Origin of the sequence: Xanthomonas sacchari (genome assembly GCF_040529065.1) — a bacterium.
GTDB lineage: Bacteria > Pseudomonadota > Gammaproteobacteria > Xanthomonadales > Xanthomonadaceae > Xanthomonas_A > Xanthomonas_A sacchari.
Genome location: NZ_CP132343.1, coordinates 4,777,512 through 4,798,289, shown reverse-complemented (window position 1 = coordinate 4,798,289; position 20,778 = coordinate 4,777,512). Strand labels below are relative to the sequence as shown.

At 69.6% G+C, this 20,778-nt stretch carries 19 protein-coding genes; 14 read left to right on the top strand and 5 right to left on the bottom strand.

Annotated features, from left to right (window positions below):
• Positions 1 to 48: 48 nt before the first annotated feature.
• Positions 49 to 1,671, bottom strand: a complete 1,623-nt coding sequence (locus RAB71_RS20435) for a SulP family inorganic anion transporter (RefSeq protein WP_010343739.1) — start codon at positions 1,669 to 1,671, stop codon at positions 49 to 51.
• Between the two features lie 299 nt (positions 1,672 to 1,970).
• Here RAB71_RS20435 and RAB71_RS20430 point away from each other — a divergent pair, with 299 nt between their 5' ends.
• The 4 genes from RAB71_RS20430 (at position 1,971) to RAB71_RS20415 (ending at position 4,892) form a co-directional block, all read left to right on the top strand.
• Complete coding sequence (locus tag RAB71_RS20430; RefSeq protein ID WP_010343738.1) at positions 1,971 to 2,402, top strand: hypothetical protein; 432 nt, start codon at positions 1,971 to 1,973, stop codon at positions 2,400 to 2,402.
• Between the two features lie 240 nt (positions 2,403 to 2,642).
• A complete protein-coding gene (locus RAB71_RS20425) occupies positions 2,643 to 2,846 on the top strand; it encodes a hypothetical protein (RefSeq protein ID WP_010343737.1) in 204 nt (67 codons plus the stop codon).
• Positions 2,847 to 2,883: 37 nt separating this feature from the next.
• Positions 2,884 to 3,999 carry a DUF3182 family protein gene (locus RAB71_RS20420; RefSeq protein WP_010343736.1) on the top strand — a complete coding sequence of 372 codons (1,116 nt, stop codon included), beginning with the start codon at positions 2,884 to 2,886 and terminating at the stop codon, positions 3,997 to 3,999.
• A 2-nt stretch (positions 4,000 to 4,001) separates the two neighbouring features.
• Entirely contained in the window at positions 4,002 to 4,892 is an 891-nt protein-coding gene (locus RAB71_RS20415; RefSeq protein WP_010343735.1) for a S9 family peptidase, read from the top strand.
• 249 nt (positions 4,893 to 5,141) lie between these two features.
• On the opposite strand, the gene RAB71_RS20410 is transcribed toward RAB71_RS20415, so the two are convergent.
• Positions 5,142 to 5,459 carry a hypothetical protein gene (locus RAB71_RS20410; protein ID WP_010343734.1) on the bottom strand — a complete coding sequence of 106 codons (318 nt, stop codon included), beginning with the start codon at positions 5,457 to 5,459 and terminating at the stop codon, positions 5,142 to 5,144.
• Between the two features lie 324 nt (positions 5,460 to 5,783).
• On the opposite strand from RAB71_RS20410, the gene RAB71_RS20405 reads away from it, so the two are divergent.
• From RAB71_RS20405 to RAB71_RS20370, 8 genes are all read left to right on the top strand, one after another.
• Positions 5,784 to 6,614, top strand: coding sequence for a p-hydroxycinnamoyl CoA hydratase/lyase (locus RAB71_RS20405; RefSeq protein ID WP_010343733.1), 831 nt, complete (start codon positions 5,784 to 5,786; stop codon positions 6,612 to 6,614).
• Between the two features lie 81 nt (positions 6,615 to 6,695).
• On the top strand, positions 6,696 to 8,561 hold the full coding sequence (locus tag RAB71_RS20400; RefSeq protein WP_010343732.1) for a feruloyl-CoA synthase: 1,866 nt from the start codon (positions 6,696 to 6,698) through the stop codon (positions 8,559 to 8,561).
• A 132-nt stretch (positions 8,562 to 8,693) separates the two neighbouring features.
• On the top strand, positions 8,694 to 10,046 hold the full coding sequence (locus RAB71_RS20395; RefSeq protein ID WP_010343731.1) for an alginate export family protein: 1,353 nt from the start codon (positions 8,694 to 8,696) through the stop codon (positions 10,044 to 10,046).
• 14 nt (positions 10,047 to 10,060) lie between these two features.
• Complete coding sequence (locus tag RAB71_RS20390) at positions 10,061 to 11,383, top strand: MFS transporter (RefSeq protein ID WP_010343730.1); 1,323 nt, start codon at positions 10,061 to 10,063, stop codon at positions 11,381 to 11,383.
• A gap of 138 nt (positions 11,384 to 11,521) precedes the next feature.
• On the top strand, positions 11,522 to 11,998 hold the full coding sequence (locus RAB71_RS20385; protein WP_010343729.1) for a MarR family winged helix-turn-helix transcriptional regulator: 477 nt from the start codon (positions 11,522 to 11,524) through the stop codon (positions 11,996 to 11,998).
• Positions 11,999 to 12,248: 250 nt separating this feature from the next.
• Positions 12,249 to 13,196, top strand: a complete 948-nt coding sequence (locus tag RAB71_RS20380) for a transporter (protein ID WP_029562204.1) — start codon at positions 12,249 to 12,251, stop codon at positions 13,194 to 13,196.
• Positions 13,197 to 13,223: 27 nt separating this feature from the next.
• On the top strand, positions 13,224 to 13,991 hold the full coding sequence (locus RAB71_RS20375) for a coniferyl-alcohol dehydrogenase (RefSeq protein ID WP_010343727.1): 768 nt from the start codon (positions 13,224 to 13,226) through the stop codon (positions 13,989 to 13,991).
• A gap of 38 nt (positions 13,992 to 14,029) precedes the next feature.
• Positions 14,030 to 15,499: a benzaldehyde dehydrogenase gene (locus RAB71_RS20370; protein WP_010343726.1), complete on the top strand. Its 1,470-nt coding sequence runs from the start codon at positions 14,030 to 14,032 to the stop codon at positions 15,497 to 15,499.
• 282 nt (positions 15,500 to 15,781) lie between these two features.
• On the opposite strand, the gene RAB71_RS20365 is transcribed toward RAB71_RS20370, so the two are convergent.
• Positions 15,782 to 16,681, bottom strand: coding sequence for a helix-turn-helix domain-containing protein (locus tag RAB71_RS20365; RefSeq protein ID WP_010343725.1), 900 nt, complete (start codon positions 16,679 to 16,681; stop codon positions 15,782 to 15,784).
• 93 nt (positions 16,682 to 16,774) lie between these two features.
• On the opposite strand from RAB71_RS20365, the gene pobA reads away from it, so the two are divergent.
• A complete protein-coding gene (gene pobA / locus RAB71_RS20360; RefSeq protein WP_010343724.1) occupies positions 16,775 to 17,953 on the top strand; it encodes a 4-hydroxybenzoate 3-monooxygenase in 1,179 nt (392 codons plus the stop codon).
• A 447-nt stretch (positions 17,954 to 18,400) separates the two neighbouring features.
• Entirely contained in the window at positions 18,401 to 18,889 is a 489-nt protein-coding gene (locus RAB71_RS20355) for a nuclear transport factor 2 family protein (RefSeq protein ID WP_010343723.1), read from the top strand.
• Between the two features lie 87 nt (positions 18,890 to 18,976).
• Here the strand turns inward: RAB71_RS20355 and RAB71_RS20350 are convergent, their stop codons facing one another.
• Positions 18,977 to 19,960, bottom strand: coding sequence for a PDR/VanB family oxidoreductase (locus RAB71_RS20350; RefSeq protein ID WP_010343722.1), 984 nt, complete (start codon positions 19,958 to 19,960; stop codon positions 18,977 to 18,979).
• A 50-nt stretch (positions 19,961 to 20,010) separates the two neighbouring features.
• Positions 20,011 to 20,760 (bottom strand): GntR family transcriptional regulator, encoded by a 750-nt coding sequence (locus tag RAB71_RS20345; RefSeq protein WP_010343721.1) that lies wholly within the window; start codon positions 20,758 to 20,760, stop codon positions 20,011 to 20,013.
• Between the last annotated feature and the right edge of the window lie 18 nt (positions 20,761 to 20,778).

Genomic DNA, 20,778 nt, shown 5'->3' with positions numbered 1-20,778 from the left:
GCGCGCTGCGCCGTGCCGCCGTGGCGACACGATCATCCCGGCCGGGCCTCAATGCAGGGGAACGCTTTCCACGTCATCACGCTGGTGCCTGCCAAGCCGCCCGACCATCGCTGCACTGTCCGGATTCAATCCCAGCACGTGGACTTGCGCACCATGGCGGCGGAATTTCATCACCACCTGGTCCAGCGCGCCGATGGCGCTGATGTCCCAGACGTGCGCGTGGCTCAGGTCCAGGGTGACCCGCGCCGGCGCATGGGCGAAGTCGAAGGCGCCGGCGAAGCTGCCGGCCGAGGCGAAGAACAATTGACCGCGGATGCGGTAGGTGTGGCCACCGTCCGCGTCCTCGCTGCGCTCGATCTGCAGCATGCGTCCGACCTTGCGCGCGAAGAACAGCGCCGACAGCAGCACGCCGGTGAGGACGCCGCGAGCCAGGTCGTGGGTGGCCACGGTCACCGCGACGGTGCCGAGCATCACCACGCTGGAACTGGTCGGGTGGGTGCGCAATTGCGCCAGCGAGCGCCAGCTGAACGTGCCCACCGAGACCATGATCATCACCGCTACCAGCGCGGCCATCGGGATCTGCCGCACCCAGGCGCCGGCGAACACCACCAGCAGCAACAGCACGCTGCCGGCGACCAGCGCGGACAGGCGGCCGCGCCCGCCGGACTTCACGTTGATCACCGACTGCCCGATCATCGCGCAGCCGGCCATGCCGCCGAACAGGCCGCTGACGATGTTGGCCACGCCCTGGCCCACGCACTCGCGGTTCTTGTCGCTGGGCGTGTCGGTCATGTCGTCGACGATCTGCGCGGTCATCATCGACTCGAGCAGGCCGACCACCGCCATCGTCGCCGATACCGGGAACACGATCCGCAGCGTCTCCAGCGTCCACGGCACGCTTGGCAGCAGCAGGCTGGGCAGGCGATCGGGCAGCTGCCCCTTGTCGCCGACGGTGGGCACGTGGATGCCGAAGTACAGCGCCAGCCCGGTCAGCAGCACGATCGTCACCAACGGCGGCGGTACCGCCAGGCCGCGCGTCCAGCGGTGCCCGAGCAGCAGCGCTGCGGCACCGCCCACGGCGACCGGCAGCAGCGTCCAAGGCGCCATGCTGCCCGTCGTCAAGGCCGCGCCCAGCACCAGCAGCCACAGGCCGATGCCGGGGAAGCTGCGCCGCGACAGCCAGGGCAGGCCGTAGATCAGCAGCAGGCCGAGCGCCACCAGCGGATACACCGGCACCGGCACGCCGATCAGCTCGGGCAGTTGCGCCATGAAGATCAGGATCGCCAGCGCGTTGACGAAGCCGGTGATCACCGAGCGCGAGACGAAGCGCATCAGCGCGCCGAGCTTGAACAGCCCGGCCAGGATCTGCAGCACGCCGGTCAGCAGCGTGGCCGCGAGCAGATAGGGCACGCCGTGCTGTTTGACCAGGCCGATCATCAACAGCGCCATCGCGCCGGTGGCGGCGGAGATCATGCCGGGGCGCCCGCCGGCGAAGGCGATGGTCACGCAGATGCAGAAGGCGGCATAGAGACCGATCTTGGGATCGACCCCGGCGATGATCGAGAACGCGATCGCCTCGGGAATCAGCGCCAATGCCACGACCAGGCCGGCGAGCACGTCGCCACGGAGATTGCCGCACCAGGACTGGCGCAGGGAAGAGGAAAACTTCAAGGTAAACGCTCCTGACACCGCCCATGTCGCAGGGCAGCGCTCGCTGTATGCAATGGAAAACCAGCAACTTGCGGCCAGCCGTCGAGGCGGGCCGATGCGAGCGGCGGGTGTCAGGGTGGCGTCATGAGCAGAGCGTGGTGAGGGATCGGCGCGAGCGGACGCGCGCCGCAAGTATACGCGACGGCTGCCGCGGCGCCCGCTGTGACCGCCTGCACGCCGCCATCGCCGCGCGACTCACGTTGCGCTCACTTTCGCCGCGCAGAATGTGCGGATCGCAACGCCGTATCGTGGAGGCGGCCATGCAGGATCTTCGCATCGATCATGTGGATGGCGCCTTGTCCGCCCTGGACCAGGCCGACCCGCAGTACAAGGCCGCGCTGTGGCAATGGGCGTGCCTGGAAATGCTGCACGAAACGCTCAGCGCCATGCACCAGCTCTCGCACCGCGCCGGCGTGGCCGAGCTGGTCGCCGACGCCTGGCTGGCCCCGGTCGACGTCATCGCGCCGGAGCAGCCGTTCATGGAGCGCGCCGCGCTGGCCGATCCCCGTGTGCAGGCATTCGCACTGGCGCTGAACGCGGCGGCGTCGCGGCAGTCACGCGCGGAACTGTGGCGCAGCGGCTATGCCAGTGCGGTTCAGGCCACCTTGCAGGGCATGCAGGCGCTGGCCGGCAAGCACCGCATCGATGCGCGGCTGCCCGCGCACCACGCGGCGGCGACGGCTGCCGCCTGAGCGCGGCGCCGGGCGCGGCTTGCACCCGCTGCCGCGCGTGCTGGCGATCCTGATGACGCGGCCCGGTTTCTGTTTGCACTGACGTGCTGCGCGCACTGCGTCGGCTTTGTTGCAAACGCCAGGCGCATTGCCGGGCGACGATGCGGTTGGGCGCGTGCCGTCGATACTTGTCTCCCGCGATGACACACGCACCACATCGCGTTCACCCGCATGCGACAGCGTGCGCGACAGCCTTGGCTCATGCGCCACGACGACCGCCAGTCTGCGGCTTCCCCTCCAGCGTCCGCGCCGACGCCACAGCGCGCCCGGGATGCCAGCGGCACGCCCGAGGCCTCGGCCTGGTGGAAGCAACTGTGCGCCAGCCGCTGGCTGCGCGTGGTCGTGTCGCTCCTGGTGATCGCCCTTGCCGTGGCTGTGCTGCTGCGCTGGTACGGCCATGGCTGAGACGTCGCGTCTTTCCCATCTGCACGGAGCGCCCGACATGTCCCGGTTCGCTGCGCACGCCAATGTCCGCGCCTACCGCGTACGCGATGCGGCGTTCGGGGGCCACGAGGCCGCCACGCATGCCTGGGTGGTCGCCGAGGTCGCGCGATTGATGCGCCTGCCGGTGCACGACGCACGTCTTGCCGCCGGGTCGGATGCGTTCGGGTCGGGTGCGTTCTACGTGCCCGACGAAACCCTGACGGAAGCGCAGGCCGCGCAACTCGGCGTACAGGGCGCGGCCGATCTGCTGGGCGGCGTGGTGCCACATGCCTTCGTCGCCACCAAGGCGATCAGCCATCCGCTGGTCGATGGCGATGCGCAGGCGCCGGAGGGATGGCAGCCGGACTTGGGCGTGGCCCTGGCGTCCGCGACGCTGCCAGGCTACACCGCTTTCAGCGCCGCGGATGCCCGGCGCGCCTTCGCGCGTCTGTGCGACGGCGGCCAGGTGCGGCTGAAGCCGTGCCATGGCGTGGGCGGGCTGGGGCAGGTCCTGCTGCACGATACGGCGGCGCTGGACGCGGCGCTGTCGGCCTTGCCCGTCCATGAATTGCACCGGCATGGGGTGGTGCTGGAACGGCACCTGCAGCAACCGACCACCTTCAGCGTCGGCGAAACGCACTGCGCCGGCATCACCATCGCCTACTGCGGCACGCAGTCGGTCACCCGCGACGGCAGCGGCCGCGAGGCGTACGGCGGCTCGGAGCTGCACGTCATCCGCGGCACCTTCGACACGCTGCTGGCGCAGCCGTTGCCGCCGCGCCAGCGCACCGCGGTGCTGAAGGCGCGCGACTACGATCGTCTGGTGGCCGAGGCCTATCCGGGCTTCTATGCGTCGCGGCGCAACTACGACGTGATCGAAGGCCTGCTTCCCGACGGCAGTGTCGCCTGTGGCGTGCTCGAGCAGTCCTGGCGTGTCGGCGGCGCCACGCCGGCGGAACTGGCCGCGGTCGCCGCGTTCCAGCAATCGCCGACGCTGCAGCGCGTGGTCGCCGCCACCGTCGAGCGCTACGGCGCGCATCCGCCGCCGCCGGCCGGGGCGCAGGTCTACTACGTCGGCGAGGAGCCACGCACCGGCCTGTTGACCAAGTACCGCCACATGCGCAGCGTGACCTGACCATGGAAGCCGAACTGTCCAGCATCGATATCCCGGTCGACGATGCGGCGCTCAGCGGCACCTTGCTGACGCCGACCAGCCGCCTGCCCGGCGTGCTGTTCGTGCACGGCTGGGGCGGCAACCAGCACCACAACCTGGTGCGCGCGCGCGAGGCGGCGGGCCTGGGCTGCGTGTGCCTGACCTTCGACCTGCGCGGCCACGAAGGCCTGGCGGCGATGCGCGAGACGGTGACGCGGGCGCAGAACCTGGACGACATCAAGGCCGCCTACGATCGCCTGGCCGCCTCGCCGCAGGTGGATCCGGAGGCGATCGCGGTGGTGGGGCTCAGCTACGGCGGTTACCTGGCCGCGTTGCTGACGCTGGAGCGGCCGGTGGAGTGGCTGGCCCTGCGCTCGCCGGCGCTGTACAAGGACGCGCACTGGGACGGGCCGAAGGTCGCGCTGAACCGCGATCCGGACCTGATGCCGTACCGCAACCGCGTGGTGACGCCGGCGGACAACCGCGCTCTGGCGGCCTGCCAGCGTTATCGCGGCGATGTGCTGCTGGTGGAGGCCGAGCGCGACGTGATCGTACCCGGGCAGGTACTGCGCAACTATGCGGCAGCGTTCTCCAACGCGCGATCGCTGACCACGCGCACGATCGCCGGCGCCGATCATGCGCTGACCGAAAAAGCGCACCAGGCCGCTTACACGCATTACCTGATCGACTGGCTGACCGACATGGTGATCGGGCGTCGCGTGGCGCTGGCCAGCAACGTGGTCGAACAACGCAAGCAGCGGCTCAAGCGCAGCGAGGGCGAGTCGGCGACGGCGCCGGGCAAGGGATCGAACGCGTTCCATGGGCGCCTGGAGGCGAAGGAGCACAGCGCGTCGCCGCCCACGTCGTCGCGTTGACAGCAGCGTGGGGAGCGAACGACAGCAAACCCGCGGCGCAGGCCGCGGTGTGCCATGCACGCGATGGTGTGCTGTCCTGTTTGTCGCGGCTACGCCGGCACGCGGCGCCTTGTGGGCGCCTTCAGTAACGACCAAAGACTTGTCATAGGAGTTGCTTCAGCCGCGACAGGCATTCTCGGTAACGCCCGTCGCGGCTGAAGCCGCTCCTACGCGGGCAACGACGAGATGCCCCGCTGCGCGAGGCGCCCCTCAGTGACAACGCCCCGAATGCGCCAGATGCTGCCACGCATGCCGCACCAACCAGCGCGCCTCGTCCCACGGCACCGACAGCATCGGCGCGCACTGGTGATAGGCGTCCTGCAGCACTCGGTAGAGTTGCGCCTCGCTGGCGCGCGGATAGGCCAGATAGACGTCGTAGCCGATCTTCAGCAGCTGCGCGTAGTCGGCGAATCCCTGGCGGCCGAGACGGCCCTCGGCGTGGGCCTGCTGCCAGTACGCCATCTCGGCGTCCAGATCGATGCGGACGCGAGCGTGGGTCGGTTGGTCAAGCGCGGAGACGGTGTGCATCACATCACCCCGGTGTCGACGGAACCCCTGTGGCCTGGATGCTAACCCGGGACTGAACGTCCCCCGTGAGCATTGCGTTCGCTGGGCGTGAAGCCTCGCGGCGATGCGTCGACGGATCTAAGGTCCTGGGATGGCCTGCTCCCTTCACGACGCCCACGAAACCCGGTATCGCGATTGCTGTCGCGCCGCCCAAGGGCGTACCGCCATGCTCCCACCACCGCGCGGCGCCATGCTGCAGTGCAGCTTGCGCCGAAATAATGATGATCTATAACTATTATCAGTCCTAAGTGATCGCTCCTTCCCCCTCCCCATGCAGGCCTATCCATGAGCAGCTACCAAGACCGCTGGCAGACCGTCCAGGTCGAGATCGACGCAGGCATCGCCTGGGTCACCCTGAATCGCCCGGACAAGCGCAACGCGATGAGTCCCACGCTCAATCGCGAGATGATCGACGTGCTGGAGACGCTGGAGCTGGACAGCGACGCCGAGGTGCTGGTGCTGACCGGCGCCGGCGAATCCTGGTCGGCCGGCATGGACCTGAAGGAATACTTCCGCGAGACCGACGGCAAGGAAGAGATCGTGCAGGAGCGCATGCGCCGCGACTGCTCGCAGTGGCAGTGGCGCCTGCTGCGCTTCTACAGCAAGCCGACCATCGCCGCGGTCAACGGCTGGTGCTTCGGCGGTGCGTTCTCGCCGCTGGTGGCCTGCGACCTGGCCATCGCCGCCGACGAGGCAGTGTTCGGGCTGTCGGAGATCAACTGGGGCATCCCGCCGGGCAACCTGGTCAGCAAGGCGGTCGCCGACACCATGGGCCACCGCAACGCCATGCTCTACATCATGACCGGGCGTACCTTCACCGGCACCGAGGCGGCGCAGATGGGCCTGGTCAACGCCAGCGTGCCGCGCGCGCAGCTGCGCGCCGAAGTGACCAAGCTGGCCCAGGAACTGCAGCAGAAGAACCCGGTGGTGCTGCGCTTCGCCAAGCACGGCTTCAAGCGCTGCCGCGAGCTGACCTGGGAGCAGAACGAGGACTACCTGTACGCCAAGGTCGACCAGTCCAATCACCGCGATCCCGAGAAGGGCCGGCAACAAGGCCTGAAGCAATTCCTGGACGACAAAACCATCAAGCCCGGTCTGCAGACCTACAAGCGCTGACCCGTCGCGTCGCTTGCGGCCCGCAGGGGCCGCGGCGGCGCTGCCGCACGCCGTGCCGTCTTTCTCCTCCGGATGGTTCCGATGAATGCCGCTGAGTCCGTTGCCACCGCCGTGCGCTACCGTCCTGTCGGACTGAGCCACGCCGATACCGAGGTCCACCGCGATGCCGACGGCGTGCTGCGCCTGCGCGCGCGCGAACCGCTGGCGCCGCTGCCCAGGCACCTGCTGCAGCGCCTGCAGCACTGGGCGCTGCACACCCCCGATGCGACCTTCGTGGCGCAGCGCGACGAAGATGGGCAGTGGCGGCGGCTGAGCTACGCGCAGATGCTCGAGCGCACCCGCCGCATCGCTGCGCACCTGCTGGACATGGGCCTGTCGGCGCAACGGCCGCTGGCGATCCTGTCGGGCAACGATCTGGAACACCTGCAACTGGCGTTCGCGGCGATGTATGCCGGCATCCCGTACTGCCCGGTGTCGCCGGGCTATGCGTTGCTGTCGCGCGATTTCGCCAAGCTGCGGCATGTGGCCGAGGTGCTGCGCCCGGGGCTGCTGTTCGCCAGCGACGGCGACGCATTCGCCCCGGCGATCGCGGCCGTGTTCCCCACCGATGTACCGGCCGTGTGCGTGCGCGGCACCCTGCGCGATCGCGCCTGCCTGCGCTTCGAGGAACTGCTGGCACCGCGCGCGCTGGACGCTGCCGATGCCGCCTTCGCCGCTTGCGGCCCGGACAGCATCGCCAAGTTCCTGTTCACCTCCGGCTCCACCCTGCTGCCCAAGGCGGTGATCACCACCCAGCGCATGCTGTGCGCGAACCAGCAGATGCTGCTGCAGACCTTCCCGGTGCTTGGCGAGACGCCGGTGCTGGTCGACTGGCTGCCGTGGAACCACACCTTCGGCGGCAGCCACAACATCGGCATCGCCCTGTACAACGGCGGCAGCTTCTATCTGGACGACGGCAAGCCGACCCCGGCGCTGTTCGAGCAGACCTTGCGCAACCTGCGCGAGATCGCGCCCACCGTGTACCTGAGCGTGCCGCGCGGCTGGGAACAGCTGGCGCAGGCGCTGGAACAGGATGCGGCGCTGCGCGAGACCTTCCTGTCGCGCATGCGCATGTTCTTCTTCGCCGCTGCGGCGTTGTCGCAGGAAGTCTGGGACCGGCTGGAGCGCATCGCCGAGGCGCACTGCGGCGAGCGCATCCGCATGCTCGCCGGCCTGGGCATGACCGAGTGCGCGCCGTCGTGCACCTTCACCCACGGCACCAGCAACACGCCTGGCGACGTCGGCGTGCCGGCGCCGGGTTGCGAGGTCAAGCTGGTGCCGGTCGGCGACAAGCTGGAAGCGCGTTTCCGTGGGCCGCACGTGATGCCCGGTTACTGGAACGCACCGCAGCAGACGGCCGAGGCCTTCGATGAGGAAGGGTTCTACCGCTCCGGCGACGCGCTCAAGCCGATCGATCCGCAGCATCCCGAGCGCGGCCTGCTGTTCGACGGGCGCCTGGCCGAAGATTTCAAGCTGTCCTCCGGCGTGTTCGTCAGCGTCGGCCCGCTGCGCACGCGGGTGCTGATGGAAGGCGCCGCCTACGTGCAGGACGTGGTGGTCACCGGCGCCGACCGCGACGCCATCGGCCTGCTGCTGTTCCCGCGGCTGGACGCGCTGCAGGCGCTGTCCGGGCTGTCGGCGCAGGCCGAGGCGGCGCAGGTGCTGCAGGCGCCGCCGGTGCGCGCCTGGCTGCAGCGGCTGCTCGACACGCTCAACCGCAGCGCCACCGGCAGCGCCAGCCATGTCGCGTGCGCGGCGTGGCTGGAACAGCCGCCGAGCCTGGAGGCCGGCGAAATCACCGACAAGGGTTCGATCAACCAGCGCAACGTGCTGCGCGCACGGGCGGCGCTGGTCGAACAGCTCTACGCCGGCACCGCACCGGGCGCGGTGGCGACGCCGCCGTCATGACCGAACCGCTCGGCCGCGCGACCGGATAGCGGATCGCGCTCCTTCGCACCACTGGCTTCGAGACTTGGGAGGGAATCGATGACTGTGCCTCATGCGCGCGCACGCCGTGCGCCCCGTACCGTGTGCCTGGCAATGTTGTGCAGCGTCGGCTGCGCCCAGGCCGATGCCGAAAACAGCGGCCCGCAGGGCAAGCTGCTGGCCGATCAGGAGGACTATTCGGCGCTGGCCGCGCGTCCGCGCCAGGGCTGGGAGAAATGGAAGTACATCCCCGTCGGCGATGGCTGGCTCAGCCTCGGCGGCGAGAGCCGCACGCTGTACGACTATCGCGAACACGCCGGCTTCGGCCGCTTCGCCACCGATCCGCACGGCTATGCGCAGCAGCGCCTGCGCTTGTGGGCCGACTATCGGCCCTCGGCGTACCTGCGCCTGTTCGGCGAACTGGCCGACAGCCGCGTGGCCGGTCTGCAGACGCGGCCGGTGCAGGCCACCGACCGCAACCCGCTGGACCTGGCGCAGGGTTTCGTCGAACTGTCCGACGGGCAGAAGGAGCCGGCCTGGCGCCTGCGCGCCGGCCGCCAGCAGATCGCCTACGGCTGGCAGCGCCTGCTCGATCCGCGCGACCCGGCCAATTCGCGCATGCCGTTCGATGCGGTGCGGCTGCTGACCCGGCAACCGCGCTGGAGCGGCGGCCTGCTGTGGGGGCGCCCGGTGCTGACCCGTACCGGCAGTTTCGACGACCGCACCAACCGCGACCAGCGCCTGTGGGGCGCGCACGCCGAAGTGCCGCTGTCGCCCAGCCAGCCGAAGGCGGCACTGCTGGAGACGCTGTACCTGGACACCGTGCAGGACGGGCGCCGCTATGGCGGGGTGGTCGGCGAGGAGCATCGGCACACGCTGTCCACGCGTCTGAGCGGCGCGGTGCAGGGCTGGGACTACGACCTGGAACTGATCGGCCAGCGCGGCCATTTCGCCGGCCAGCGCGTGCGCGCCTGGCAGGGCACGCTGTTTGGCGGCTATACCTTCGCCAAGACCGAGTGGACGCCGCGCCTGGGTTGGCGCATGGAAGCGTCCTCCGGCGACCGCGATCCGCGCGACGGCGAACTGAATACCTTCAATGGCCTGTATGCGCGTGCCTCGGTGTTCGACGGCAGCATGATCAGCAGCAACGTGCGCGCCATCGGCCCCGAGCTGGTGTTGCGTCCCAGCGAGCGGCTGTGGATCGACATGTACGTGCTCAAGCTGCAGCGGCAGAGCCTGCACGACGGCGTGTACGCGGCCGGCTGGCGGGTGCTGCAGCCGGGCGACGCCAACGACGCGCGCGACATCGGCACGCGCTCGGTGGTGTGGGTGAAGTACCGCTTCAACGCTTTCGCCAGCCTGGACGTGTACGCCCACTACACCCAGGCCGGACCGTTCCTGCGCGAGGGCGCGGTGCGCGGCCGCGACTACTTCTACATCGCCCCCTTCCTGACCCTGCGCTTCTGAGCCGGAGCCTTCCCATGCGCGATCCGCTGTCATCGCCTGCGCCGTACCGCCCGCTGTATGCGTGGTACGTCACCCTCGTGCTGTTGCTGGCCTACACGCTGTCCTTTGTCGACCGGCAGATCCTGGGTTTGCTGGTGCAACCGATCAAGCGCGACCTGCAGCTGTCCGACTCGGCCTTCAGCCTGGTCCACGGCTTCGCCTTCGCGGTGTTCTACACACTGATCGGGGTGATGCTGGGCCGCGTCGCCGACCGCCGCAACCGTCGCAACCTGATCGTGCTCGGCGTGGTGGTGTGGATCGCGGCCACCGCGGCCGGCGCCTACGTCACCAGCTTCTTCACCCTGTTCCTGGCGCGGGTGTTCGTCGGTGTCGGCGAGGCCTCGCTGTCGCCGGCGGCGTACTCGATGCTGGCCGACTACTTCCCGCCGGAAAAACGCGCGCGGGCGATGAGCGTGTACACCTCCGGCGTCTACATCGGCTCGGCGGCGGCGTTCATCGTCGGCGGCCTGGTGATCGCAGCGACCAGCAAGGAGAGCACGGTGGTGCTGCCGCTGCTGGGCAGCTTCCGGCCCTGGCAGGCGGCCTTCATCCTGGTGGCGCTGCCCGGGCTGGCGGTGATCGCGCTGATGGCCACGGTGCGCGAGCCGGCGCGGCGCGAGCAGGCCGCGGCGGTGCCCAGCGTGCGCCCGGACCTGAGCCACCTGCGCGACAACGCGCGGGTGTACGTGTCGCTGTTCCTGGCCAACGGGGTGATCGCGATGATCACCTTCGGCATCACCGCCTGGCTGCCGGCCACCTTCATCCGCCGCTGGCAGTGGACCCCGGGCGAGATCGGCCCGGCCTACGGCATCATCATCCTCACCTTCGGCATCGCCGGCATGCTGTTCAGCGGCTTCCTCGCCGACCGCCTGGCCGCGCGCGGCAGCCGCGATGCGGCGCTGAAGATCTCGCTGGTCGGGGCGGTGCTGCTGGTGGTCAGCAACGCGTTGTTCGCGATCGCGCCGGGGCCGTGGCTGGCGCTGGCGGCAGTCGCGCTGACCACGTTCGTGCTGGGCATGCCGGTGGCGCTGGCACCGGCGATCCTGCAGGCGGTCACGCCGAACCGGCTGCGCGGCCAGGTCACCTCGATCTACCTGCTGCTGGTCAACCTGATCGGACTGGGCCTGGGGCCGTACCTGGTGGCGCTGGGCACCGACCACGTGCTCGCCGACGAGCGCCAGGTCGGGCTGTCGCTGGGCGTGGTATGCATGGGGGCGGCGCTGCTCGGCGCGCTGTGCCTGTGGACCGCCGCCGCGCCGTACCGGGCGCTGCTGCGGCGCGTGGACGCGGCGTTGTGACCATGCGCGGCCATGCCCCTACAATGCAATGGCGACGGCACCGCCGGCCGGCGCCGACGGATGCGTGCGCAGCCGCCGTGACCTGGCCGCAGGACGCCCCATGCAGGAAGCGCCGTGAGTTCGAAACCGAGTCCCGAGATGTCCAACAGCGCGTTGCCCGCCGATCCGCACATGGCGGACAGCGTGGACCAGCGACGCCTGACCAGCCTGATCGGCTACCGCATCACCCGCACCGAACTGCAGGTGCGGCGGCTGTTCCAGGACTGCGTGCGCGCCTTCGAGCTGAAGCCGGTGGAGTATTCGCTGCTGGTGCTGGTGGACGCCAATCCCGGCATCAACCAACGGCAACTGGGCGAAGTGCTGAGCGTATCGCCGCCGAACCTGGCGATCGTGGTCGCGCGCCTGGTCAAGCGCAAGCTGCTGCGGCAGGTGCGCGGGCGCCAGGATCGGCGCATGCAGCACCTGCATCTGACCACCGCCGGCACGGCGCTGCTGGCGCAGGCCGAAGCCGAAGTGGTGCGCATGGAGCAACAGCTCGGCACCGCGCTCGGCGCGACTTCCGCACGCGCGCTGCTGCAGGCGCTGGACCGGCTGGACGCGCTCGACCGCCTGTAGCCCTGTGCGTGGGCGCGGCCGGCCTGCGCCGCGCGCCCGTCTTCCTCGTTGATGTCCGACCCGCTGCCGGCGTCCCGCTGACGCTGCGCGTCGCCGTGCGGCCGCGCCCTGCGCGCGGCGGCGCCTGTTCGCGTTTCTCTTCCCCCGCACCCCGTCGTTTCCCTTTCGCTTGGAGTGCCTGCCCGTGACCCGTGTTCGTCATCGTGTTCCCTCGTCGCCGCGCACCCGCCCGCGCGTGTCCCTGTTCGCCTTGCTGACGATCGCCTGCGCCGCCCCGGCGGCCGCGCAATCGGTGCCGCAGAGCGCCACCCTGCCGACCGGCATCAACACGGGCGGCACCAGCTTCTTCGACGGTTTCAGCAAACCCAATCCGGGCTGGACGGCGATCCAGTACCTGCGCCGCTACGACTTCGATGCGATCAAGGACGCGCACGGCGACGACGTGCCGGTGTTCCGCGATCCGCACATCGGCTCCTCGGTATGGGTCACCCAGGTCGCCTACCTCAGCGACTACAAGCTGTTCGGCGGCTCCCTCGGCATCACTGCGCTGGCGGCGCTGGTCGACCTGGACACCTCGTTCGCCTACGACAGCCCGGTGCGGCTGCGCGACAACGGCCTCGGCCTGGGCGACCTGACCATCGGCCCGTACCTGCAGATGGCGCCGGTGATCCGCGATGGCCGGCCGGTGTTCTCGCAGCGCTTCGAACTGGATGCGCTGGCGCCGATCGGCAAGTTCGACCGCAACCGCGACGTCAACCAGGGCTCGGGCTACTGGTCGGTGCTGCCGAGTTGGGCCTTCAGCATCCTGCCGACGCCGCGTTGGGAGATCAGCGGGCGGCTGAACTACATCTACAACTTCCGCGCCGACAAGGCCTCCAACGTGCCGCAGGGCGATGGCTTCGTGTTCCGCAACGGCCAGGCCGGCGACGCCGCCTGGCTCAACTTCGCCAGCTCGCTGGAAGTGGTCAAGGACCTGCACATGGGCATCAACGGTTACTACCTCAAGCAGTTGCGCGACAACCGTACCAATGGCGAACGCGTGGCCGACAGCAAGCAGACCCTGTTCTATCTCGGCCCCGGCCTGTCGTGGCGGATCGACCAGAAGAATATCTTCAACGCCAATTTCTACATGCCGGTGGAGGTCAAGAACGCGCCCTCCGGCCATAACGTCAACGTCCAGTACATCCACGTCTTCTGATCAACTCCGCAACGGACACGCGCTGCCATGAACCTGCACAACAAGACCCTCCTCGTCACCGGCGTGGCCTCCGGCATCGGCGCCGAGGTCGCGCGCCTGGCGCGCTTCCACGGCGCCACGGTGATCGGCATCGACCGCCAGCCGGTCAACATGACCCTGCACGGCTTCCACCAGGCCGATCTCGGCGACCCGGCCTCGATCGACGCGCTGGTGGCGCAGTTGCCCGAACGCATCGATGCGCTGGCCAACATCGCCGGCGTGCCCGGCACCGCGCCTATGGACGTGGTGGCGAAGGTCAACTACCTGGGGCTGCGCCATCTCAGCCAGGCGCTGCTGCCGCGCATCGTGCCCGGTGGCAGCATCATCAACATCGCCTCCATTCTCGGCGCGGAGTGGCCGCAGCGACTGGACCTGCACAAGCAACTGGCCGCCACCGACAGCTACGCCGCCGGCAGCGACTGGCTGGCGACGCATCCGGTGCCGCAGGACACCTGCTACCAGTACTTCAAGGAAGCGCTGATCGTGTGGACGCTGCTGCGTTCGCGCGACTGGTTCGCCGACCATTCGGTGCGCGTCAACAGCGTCGCGCCCGGCCCGGTGTTCACACCGATCCTGGGCGATTTCGTCACCATGCTCGGGCCCGAGCGGGTCCAGGCCGATGCCGGCAAGATGAAGCGCCCGGCCTATGCCGACGAAGTGGCCGAAGCGGTGGTGTTCCTGGCCTCCGATGCGGCGCGCTGGATCAACGGCGTCAATCTGCCGGTGGACGGCGGACTGGCCGCCACGTCGATCTGAGTACGCCCCTGCCCATCCTTTCCACGAGAGTAGACATCATGCACAGCACCGAACCCCTGGCCGCCGCGTCCACCTGGAGCGAGCGCATCTTCAATGGCGAGTGGATCGCCGCCCAGGGCGGCGTCCTCGAGGTGATCGAACCCGGCAGCGGCGCGCCGCTGCACCGCGTCGGCCAGGCCAATGCGGCCGACGTGGCCACGGCGGTGGCGCAGGCGCGCGAGGCGCAACGCGCCTGGGCGGCCACGCCGCCGCGCGAGCGTGCGGCGGTGTTCCATCGCGCCGCGCAGGTGCTGCAGCAGCATGCGGCGGCGGCCGCGGCGCTGATCGCGCGCGAGACCGGCGGCATCCTGCCCAAGGGCGAGCACGAGGTGCGCGAGGCGATCGTGCTGCTGCAGCAGGCCGCGGCGATGCCGCTGCAGGCGCAGGGCCAGGTGCTGCCGACCGCACCGGGCCGGCTGAGCCTGGCGCGGCGCCTGCCGCTGGGCGTGGTCGGGGTGATCTCGCCGTTCAATTTCCCGCTGGTGCTGTCGCTGCGTTCGGTGGCGCCGGCGCTGGCGGTGGGCAATGCAGTGGTGCTCAAGCCCGATCCGCGCACGCCGTACGCCGGCGGCTTCGTCATCGCCGAGGTGCTGCAGCAGGCAGGCCTGCCGAAGGGCCTGCTGCACGTGCTGCCGGGCGGTGCGGATGCCGGCCAGGCGCTGGTCGAGGCGCCGGGCGTGCCGATGATCGCGTTCACCGGGTCCACCGCCGCCGGCCGCCGCATCGGCGAGCTGGCCGGCAAGCACCTCAAGAAGACCGCGCTGGAACTGGGCGGCAAGAATTCGCTGATCGTGCTGGAGGATGCCGACCTGGACAAGGCGGTGTCGGCGATCGCCTTCGGCGCGTACTTCCATCAGGGCCAGATCTGCATGGCCACCGGCCGCGTGCTGGTCCAGCGCAGCATCGCCGCCGAACTGACCCGGCGCCTGGCCGAGAAGGCGCGGCATCTGCCGGTCGGCGACCCGGCCACCGCGCACGTGGCGCTTGGCCCCATCATCGACCAGCGCCAGTTGCAGCACGTCAAGGACGTGGTCGATGTCTCGGTGGCGGCCGGCGCGGTGATCGAGGCCGGCGGCACCCACGACGGCCTGTTCTACGCGCCCACGGTGCTGTCGAACGTGCGGCCGGGCATGCCGGCGTTCGAGGAGGAAGTGTTCGGCCCGGTCGCCAACGTGATCGCCTTCGACAGCGACGACGAGGCGGTGGCGCTGGCCAACCAGACCGAATACGGCCTGTCGGCCGGCATCCTGTCGGCCTCGGTCGGCCGCGCGATGGCACTGGGCGAACGCCTGCACACCGGCCTGCTGCACATCAACGACCAGACCGTGGCCGACGAAGTCACCAATCCCTTCGGCGGCACCGGCGCCTCCGGCAACGGCACCAGCATGGGCGGCCCCGCCGACTGGGGCCAGTACACGCACTGGCAGTGGGTGACGATCCAGGACAGCGCGCCGCAGTATCCGTTCTGAGGGTGGGGTCGCCGGGCGTCGGTGTGGCGCTCGGCGATGCAACTTGCCGACCAGTACAGGACTCTAGCGTAGGAGTCGCGCTCGGCCTGTTCGCGCGTGGGTTTGAAATACCTGGTCGCGGCTGAAGCCGCTCCTACGACGTACGCGCAGCCCAGTCGTAGGAGCGGCTTCAGCCGCGACGAACGAAGTGGGGCAGGTCGATCATCGATCACGTGTCGGGACTGAAGTCCCTCCCACAGTAGAGCGACCGCACCGCGATCTCCGTTCTGACTGCGGATCCTGTCACCCCTGCGCCCGCTGCCGGAACTGCATCGGCGAACATCCTGCATGTCGGCGGAAGCAGCGGCTGAAATAAGCCGCGTCCGCATAGCCAAGAACTTCGGCGAGTTGCTGCACGGTCAGGGTGGTGTAGACCAGGCTGCGCCGCGCCTCGAGCATGATCCGCCGTTGCAGCAGCTCCAGCGCCGAGGCGCCGGCCAGGCGTCGGCATAGCGCGTTGAGATGGCTGCGGCTCAGCCCGAGCCGGTCGGCATAGCGCGCCAGCGGCCAGTGTTCGCGATAGTGCGCGTCGATCAACGCGGTGTAGGCGCGCACGTGGCGTGCGCCGCGGTCGGCATCGTGCGGATCGGCATGGGCCTGCGCCAGCGCGCCGCGCGCCGCCCACAGCAAGGCCTGCGTCGCCAGCGCCTGCAGCATCGGCTCGCGGCCGGGGCGGCGCTGCGCGTGTTCGCTGGCGATGGCGGCGAAGCAGGCGTCGAGCACCGGTTGCTGGTCGCCCGCAGGCAGGCAGATCGGCTGCGCCAGCGCCTCGTCCAGGCTCGGCCACTGCGCCGCCAGGCGCTGCCGCAGCGGCGCCGAGACGGTCACAATGTGGCCACGCACGTTGCGCTGGAATCGGAAGCCGTGCACGCACAGCGGCGGCAACAGCAGCAGACACGGTCCGCGCAGGCGCTGCTGCGTTCCGTCCAAGTGCAGGCCGGCGCTGCCGCGCTGCAGATACAGCAGTTGCAGCAGGTCGTCGTGGCGGTGCGGGCGGATGTGCCAGTCGTGCAGGCGGCTGCGTGCGGCGATGGATTCCCAGTGCAACAGGTCCGGTGTCTCGCGGTCGCCCGTCTCGCCGTACAGGCGGAAGGCGGGGACCGTGACGGGCGACGCGGCAGCGGCGGAAGCGGTGCGGGGCATCGGCGAAAAGTACCGGAATCGGTCGCAATGATCCATGTCCCTGGCGCGCCGCAGCCGGAACACTGTGCGTCGGTCCCATCCTGCGGAGGACGCATGCGTACCCAGGTCGCCATCGTCGGCGCCGGCCCGGCCGGACTGCTGCTCGGGCAGTTGCTGCACGGCCACGGCATCGACACCGTCATCGTCGAACGGCAGACGCCGGAGCACGTGCTGTCGCGGATCCGCGCCGGCGTGCTGGAGCAGGGCACCGCCGACCTGCTGTGCGCCGCCGGGGCCGGCGCGCGCATGCAGCGCGAAGGCATCGTCCACCACGGCTTCGAACTGGCGCTGGAGCAGCGCCGCGAACGCATCGAGCTGAGTGCGGCGACCGGCGGCCGTGCGGTCACCGTCTACGGCCAGACCGAAGTGACCCGCGACCTGATGGACGCACGCCGTGCCGCCGGCGCCACCACGCTCTATTCCGTCGAGGACGTGCAACTGCACGACATCGGCGGGCCGCAGCCGTGGCTGAGCTTCGTGCAGGACGGCGTCACGCAACGCCTGGATTGCGACTATGTGGTCGGCTGCGACGGCTTCCACGGGGTCAGCCGCCGCGCGATCCCGGCCGAGGTGCTGCGCGTGTACGAACGGGTCTATCCGTTCGGCTGGTTGGGTGTGCTCGCCGACACCCCTCCTGTGGCCGACGAACTGATCTATGCGCGCAACGCACGCGGCTTCGCCCTGTGCAGCATGCGCTCGCCTACCCGCACCCGTTACTACGTGCAGGTGCCGGCGGACGAGCGGGTGGAGGACTGGTCGGACGATCGCTTCTGGGACGAACTGCGCCGGCGCCTGCCCGACGACGTGGCGCAGGCGCTGGTCACCGGCCCATCGCTGGAGAAGAGCATCGCGCCGCTGCGTAGCTATGTCGCCGAGCCGATGCAGTACGGCCGCCTGTTCCTGGCCGGCGATGCCGCGCACATCGTGCCGCCGACCGGCGCCAAGGGGTTGAACCTTGCGGCCGGCGATGTCGGCCTGCTCGCGCACCTGTTCGCGCAGGCGCAGCAGAAGCGCAGCGATGCGCCGCTGCAGCGCTATTCGGAACTGGCGTTGCAACGCGTGTGGAAGGCCGAGCGCTTCTCCTGGTGGATGACCACGATGCTGCATCGCTTCCCGGACGAGGACGCGTTCAGCCGCCGCCTGCACGATGCGGAACTGGACTATCTGCTTGGAAGCGCCGCCGGTCGCGCCACGATTGCCGAGAATTACGCGGGACTGCCGTTGGCGGTTTAGAGCGGGGATTGGTGAGTCGGGATTGGGGATTGGCAAAGCCGCGTCCCAGTTCCCCTGCGCACGTAGATCGTGTCCTTCTCGGCTTTCTTCCAATCTCGAATTCCGAATCCCCACCCTCGATAGAAGAGTCGTCGATCATTGTGATCGATGACGGCGATCAAGCGCGCCGATGGATGATCGTGCAGAGCGCCAACACATCGCGGCGCCATGCACTGCATGCACACCTTTAGGTGCGTGGTACTTCGCCATTTCTGATATCCAGGTAACTGTGGCGATTCTCCCAGACTAGGAAAAAAGCCGGTAAAACTGCCGGTTTTTTGCGATTTTCTGGATTGCGCAAGGGCTGCACGTTGCTACGCTGCAGCCGCGCCGGTGCCCTCGTTGCCGCGCATCGCGGCAGCGCGGCGTCATCGCGCATTCCCCTGTTCCCCCATCGGAGCGTCTTCCATGAAGATCCGTTTTCAGGCCTGCCTGCTGGCGCTGCTGCTTGCGCTTCCCGCCGCGTCCGCGTTCGCGCAGACCGCGGTCACCGCCAATCCCAACCATGAGCAACTGCTGCACGGCGAGGACTGGCGCACCAGCGCCAACAAGCGCCTGGTCTACGACTTCTGGCGCATCGTGTTCGAAGCCGGGCACACCGAATATGCGCCGATATACATGGCCAAGGACTACATTCAGCACAACCCCAACGTGGCCAACGGCCGCGATGCGTTCCTGGCGTTCCTGACTTCCTTCGTCAAGCCGACGCCGATCCAGCCGCGCGTGCAGTTGCCGCTGGTGGCGATCCTGGCCGAGGGCGACTACGTGACCCTGGTGTCGGTGCGCACGCTGCCCGATCCCAAGGACGCCAGCAAGACCTACACCACCACCTGGTTCGACATGTTCCGCATCCAGAACGGCAAGATCCAGGAGCATTGGGACGCGGCGACCAAGTGAGGTCGCGTCGCGCGCGTTGATCGCTGGCAGGTGCCGTCCACCCGCGTGGACGGCGCCTGCGCGCTGAGAGGGCGATGCGCGCAGGCGTCAGAACGCGTCGGCGCGGTAGCCCGTGTCGATGCTGACGCTGCCGCCGAGCGCACGCGAGACGCAGGCGCACAGCTTGCGGTTGCTGTAGCGCTGTTCGTCGCTGAGGAACACGTCGCGGTGGTCCAGCGGGGCGGCCGCGTCCAGCACCTCGACCACGCACAGGCCGCATTCGCCGCGGCGGCAGTCGGCCATGACTTCCACGCCGGCCGCGCTCAGCGCGTCCAGCAGCGATTCGTTCTCGGCCACCTGCACGGTCTTGCCCAGCGCCGGCACCTGCACCACGAACGGCTGCGCCGGCGCGTTGCCGCTGTTGCCGAAGGTCTCGAAGTGCAGGCGCGCGCGGGCGCGGCCGTCGTCGCGCCAGCGTTGCCGCAGTTCGTCCAGCAGCGGCAGCGGGCCGCAGGCGTAGACGTCGGCGTTGCGCGGCCATTGTGCGATCTGTGCAGCCAGCTCGAGCTGGCCCAGGTGTTCCGGGCAGAACAGTTGCAGGCGCTCGCCCAGCAGGTCCTGCAGATGCTCCAGGTAGGCCATGCTGGCGCGGCTGCGGCCGGCGTAGAGCAACTGGAACGGAATGCGCCCGCGTGCCAGCCGCTGCGCCATGCCCAGGATCGGGGTGATGCCGATGCCGCCGGCGACCAGCACGATGTGCTCGGCGGTCTCGTCCAGGGCGAAGTGATTGTTCGGAGAGGAAATCTCCAGTTGGTCGCCTGGCGCCAGCGCCCACATCGCCCGCGAACCGCCGCGGCTGTCCGGCACCGCGCGCACCGCGATGCGGTAGTGGCCATCGGCGGCAGGCTCGCCGACCAGCGAGTAGGAGCGTTCGTGCCAGGCCTCGCCGATGCGCACGCGCACGTCGAGATGGCTGCCGACGGTGAACGGGCGACTGGCGCGGCCGGGATCGAGCACGATCTCGCGCACGTCCTGGCACGGCGTGGCAACGGCGACGACGCGGGCGGTGGTCCACTGGGTGTCTTTGCGCATGGCGGGGTCCGGCAGGCGGGAAGAGGAGGTTGGTACGGCGCGCGTCGCGATCAGGCCGGCGGACGCCGCCGCAGCAGGCGGCTGCCGGGAATCTGTCCCAGCGCGTTTTGGTCGTGCAGGGCGTGGTGCGCATTGCGCTGCGCCAGCCGCGCGTGTTCGCGCATCAAGGCTTCGGCGCGCGCGCCTTCGCGGCGCACGATCGCATCCAGCACCTGGCGGTGCTGGTCCTGCGCGATCGATAGCACGGTGGCGGCCTGGCCGCGCTCGAGCACGAAGCTGCTGGGTGAGGCGAACGGCAGTTGCGCGACGCGCGCGAACTCGCGCGAGAGCAGCGCACTGCCGGCCATCTCGAACAGCAAGGCGTGCCACTGCGCGTTGCAGTCCACATAGCGGGCAAAGGCCTCCTCGCTCAGTGGTCGCGTCGCCAGGACGGCGTCGATCTGCGCCAGCAACGACTGTGCCCGCGCCAGCAAGGCCGGCTCGGCACCGCGCTCGGCCGCGCGGCGCGCGGCCAGCCCTTCCAGGGTGCCGCGCAGTTCGATGGCGTCGTCCACATCGGCCTCGTCGAACGCCTGCACCGCGTAGCCGCCGCCACGCAGCGGCTGCACCAGGCCTTCCTCGGCCAGCCGCTGCAGGGCGGCGCGCACCGGCGTGCGCGAGACGCCCAGCCGCTCCACCAGGGCGACCTCGGACAGGCGCTCGCCGGCGGGCAGGGCGCCGGCCAGGATCAGCTCGCGCACTTCCAGCAGGGCGCGGGTGGTCTGCGCGGCACTGGAGCGGAACGGATGCGCGGCGGACATGGCGGTAGCTCCGGGATT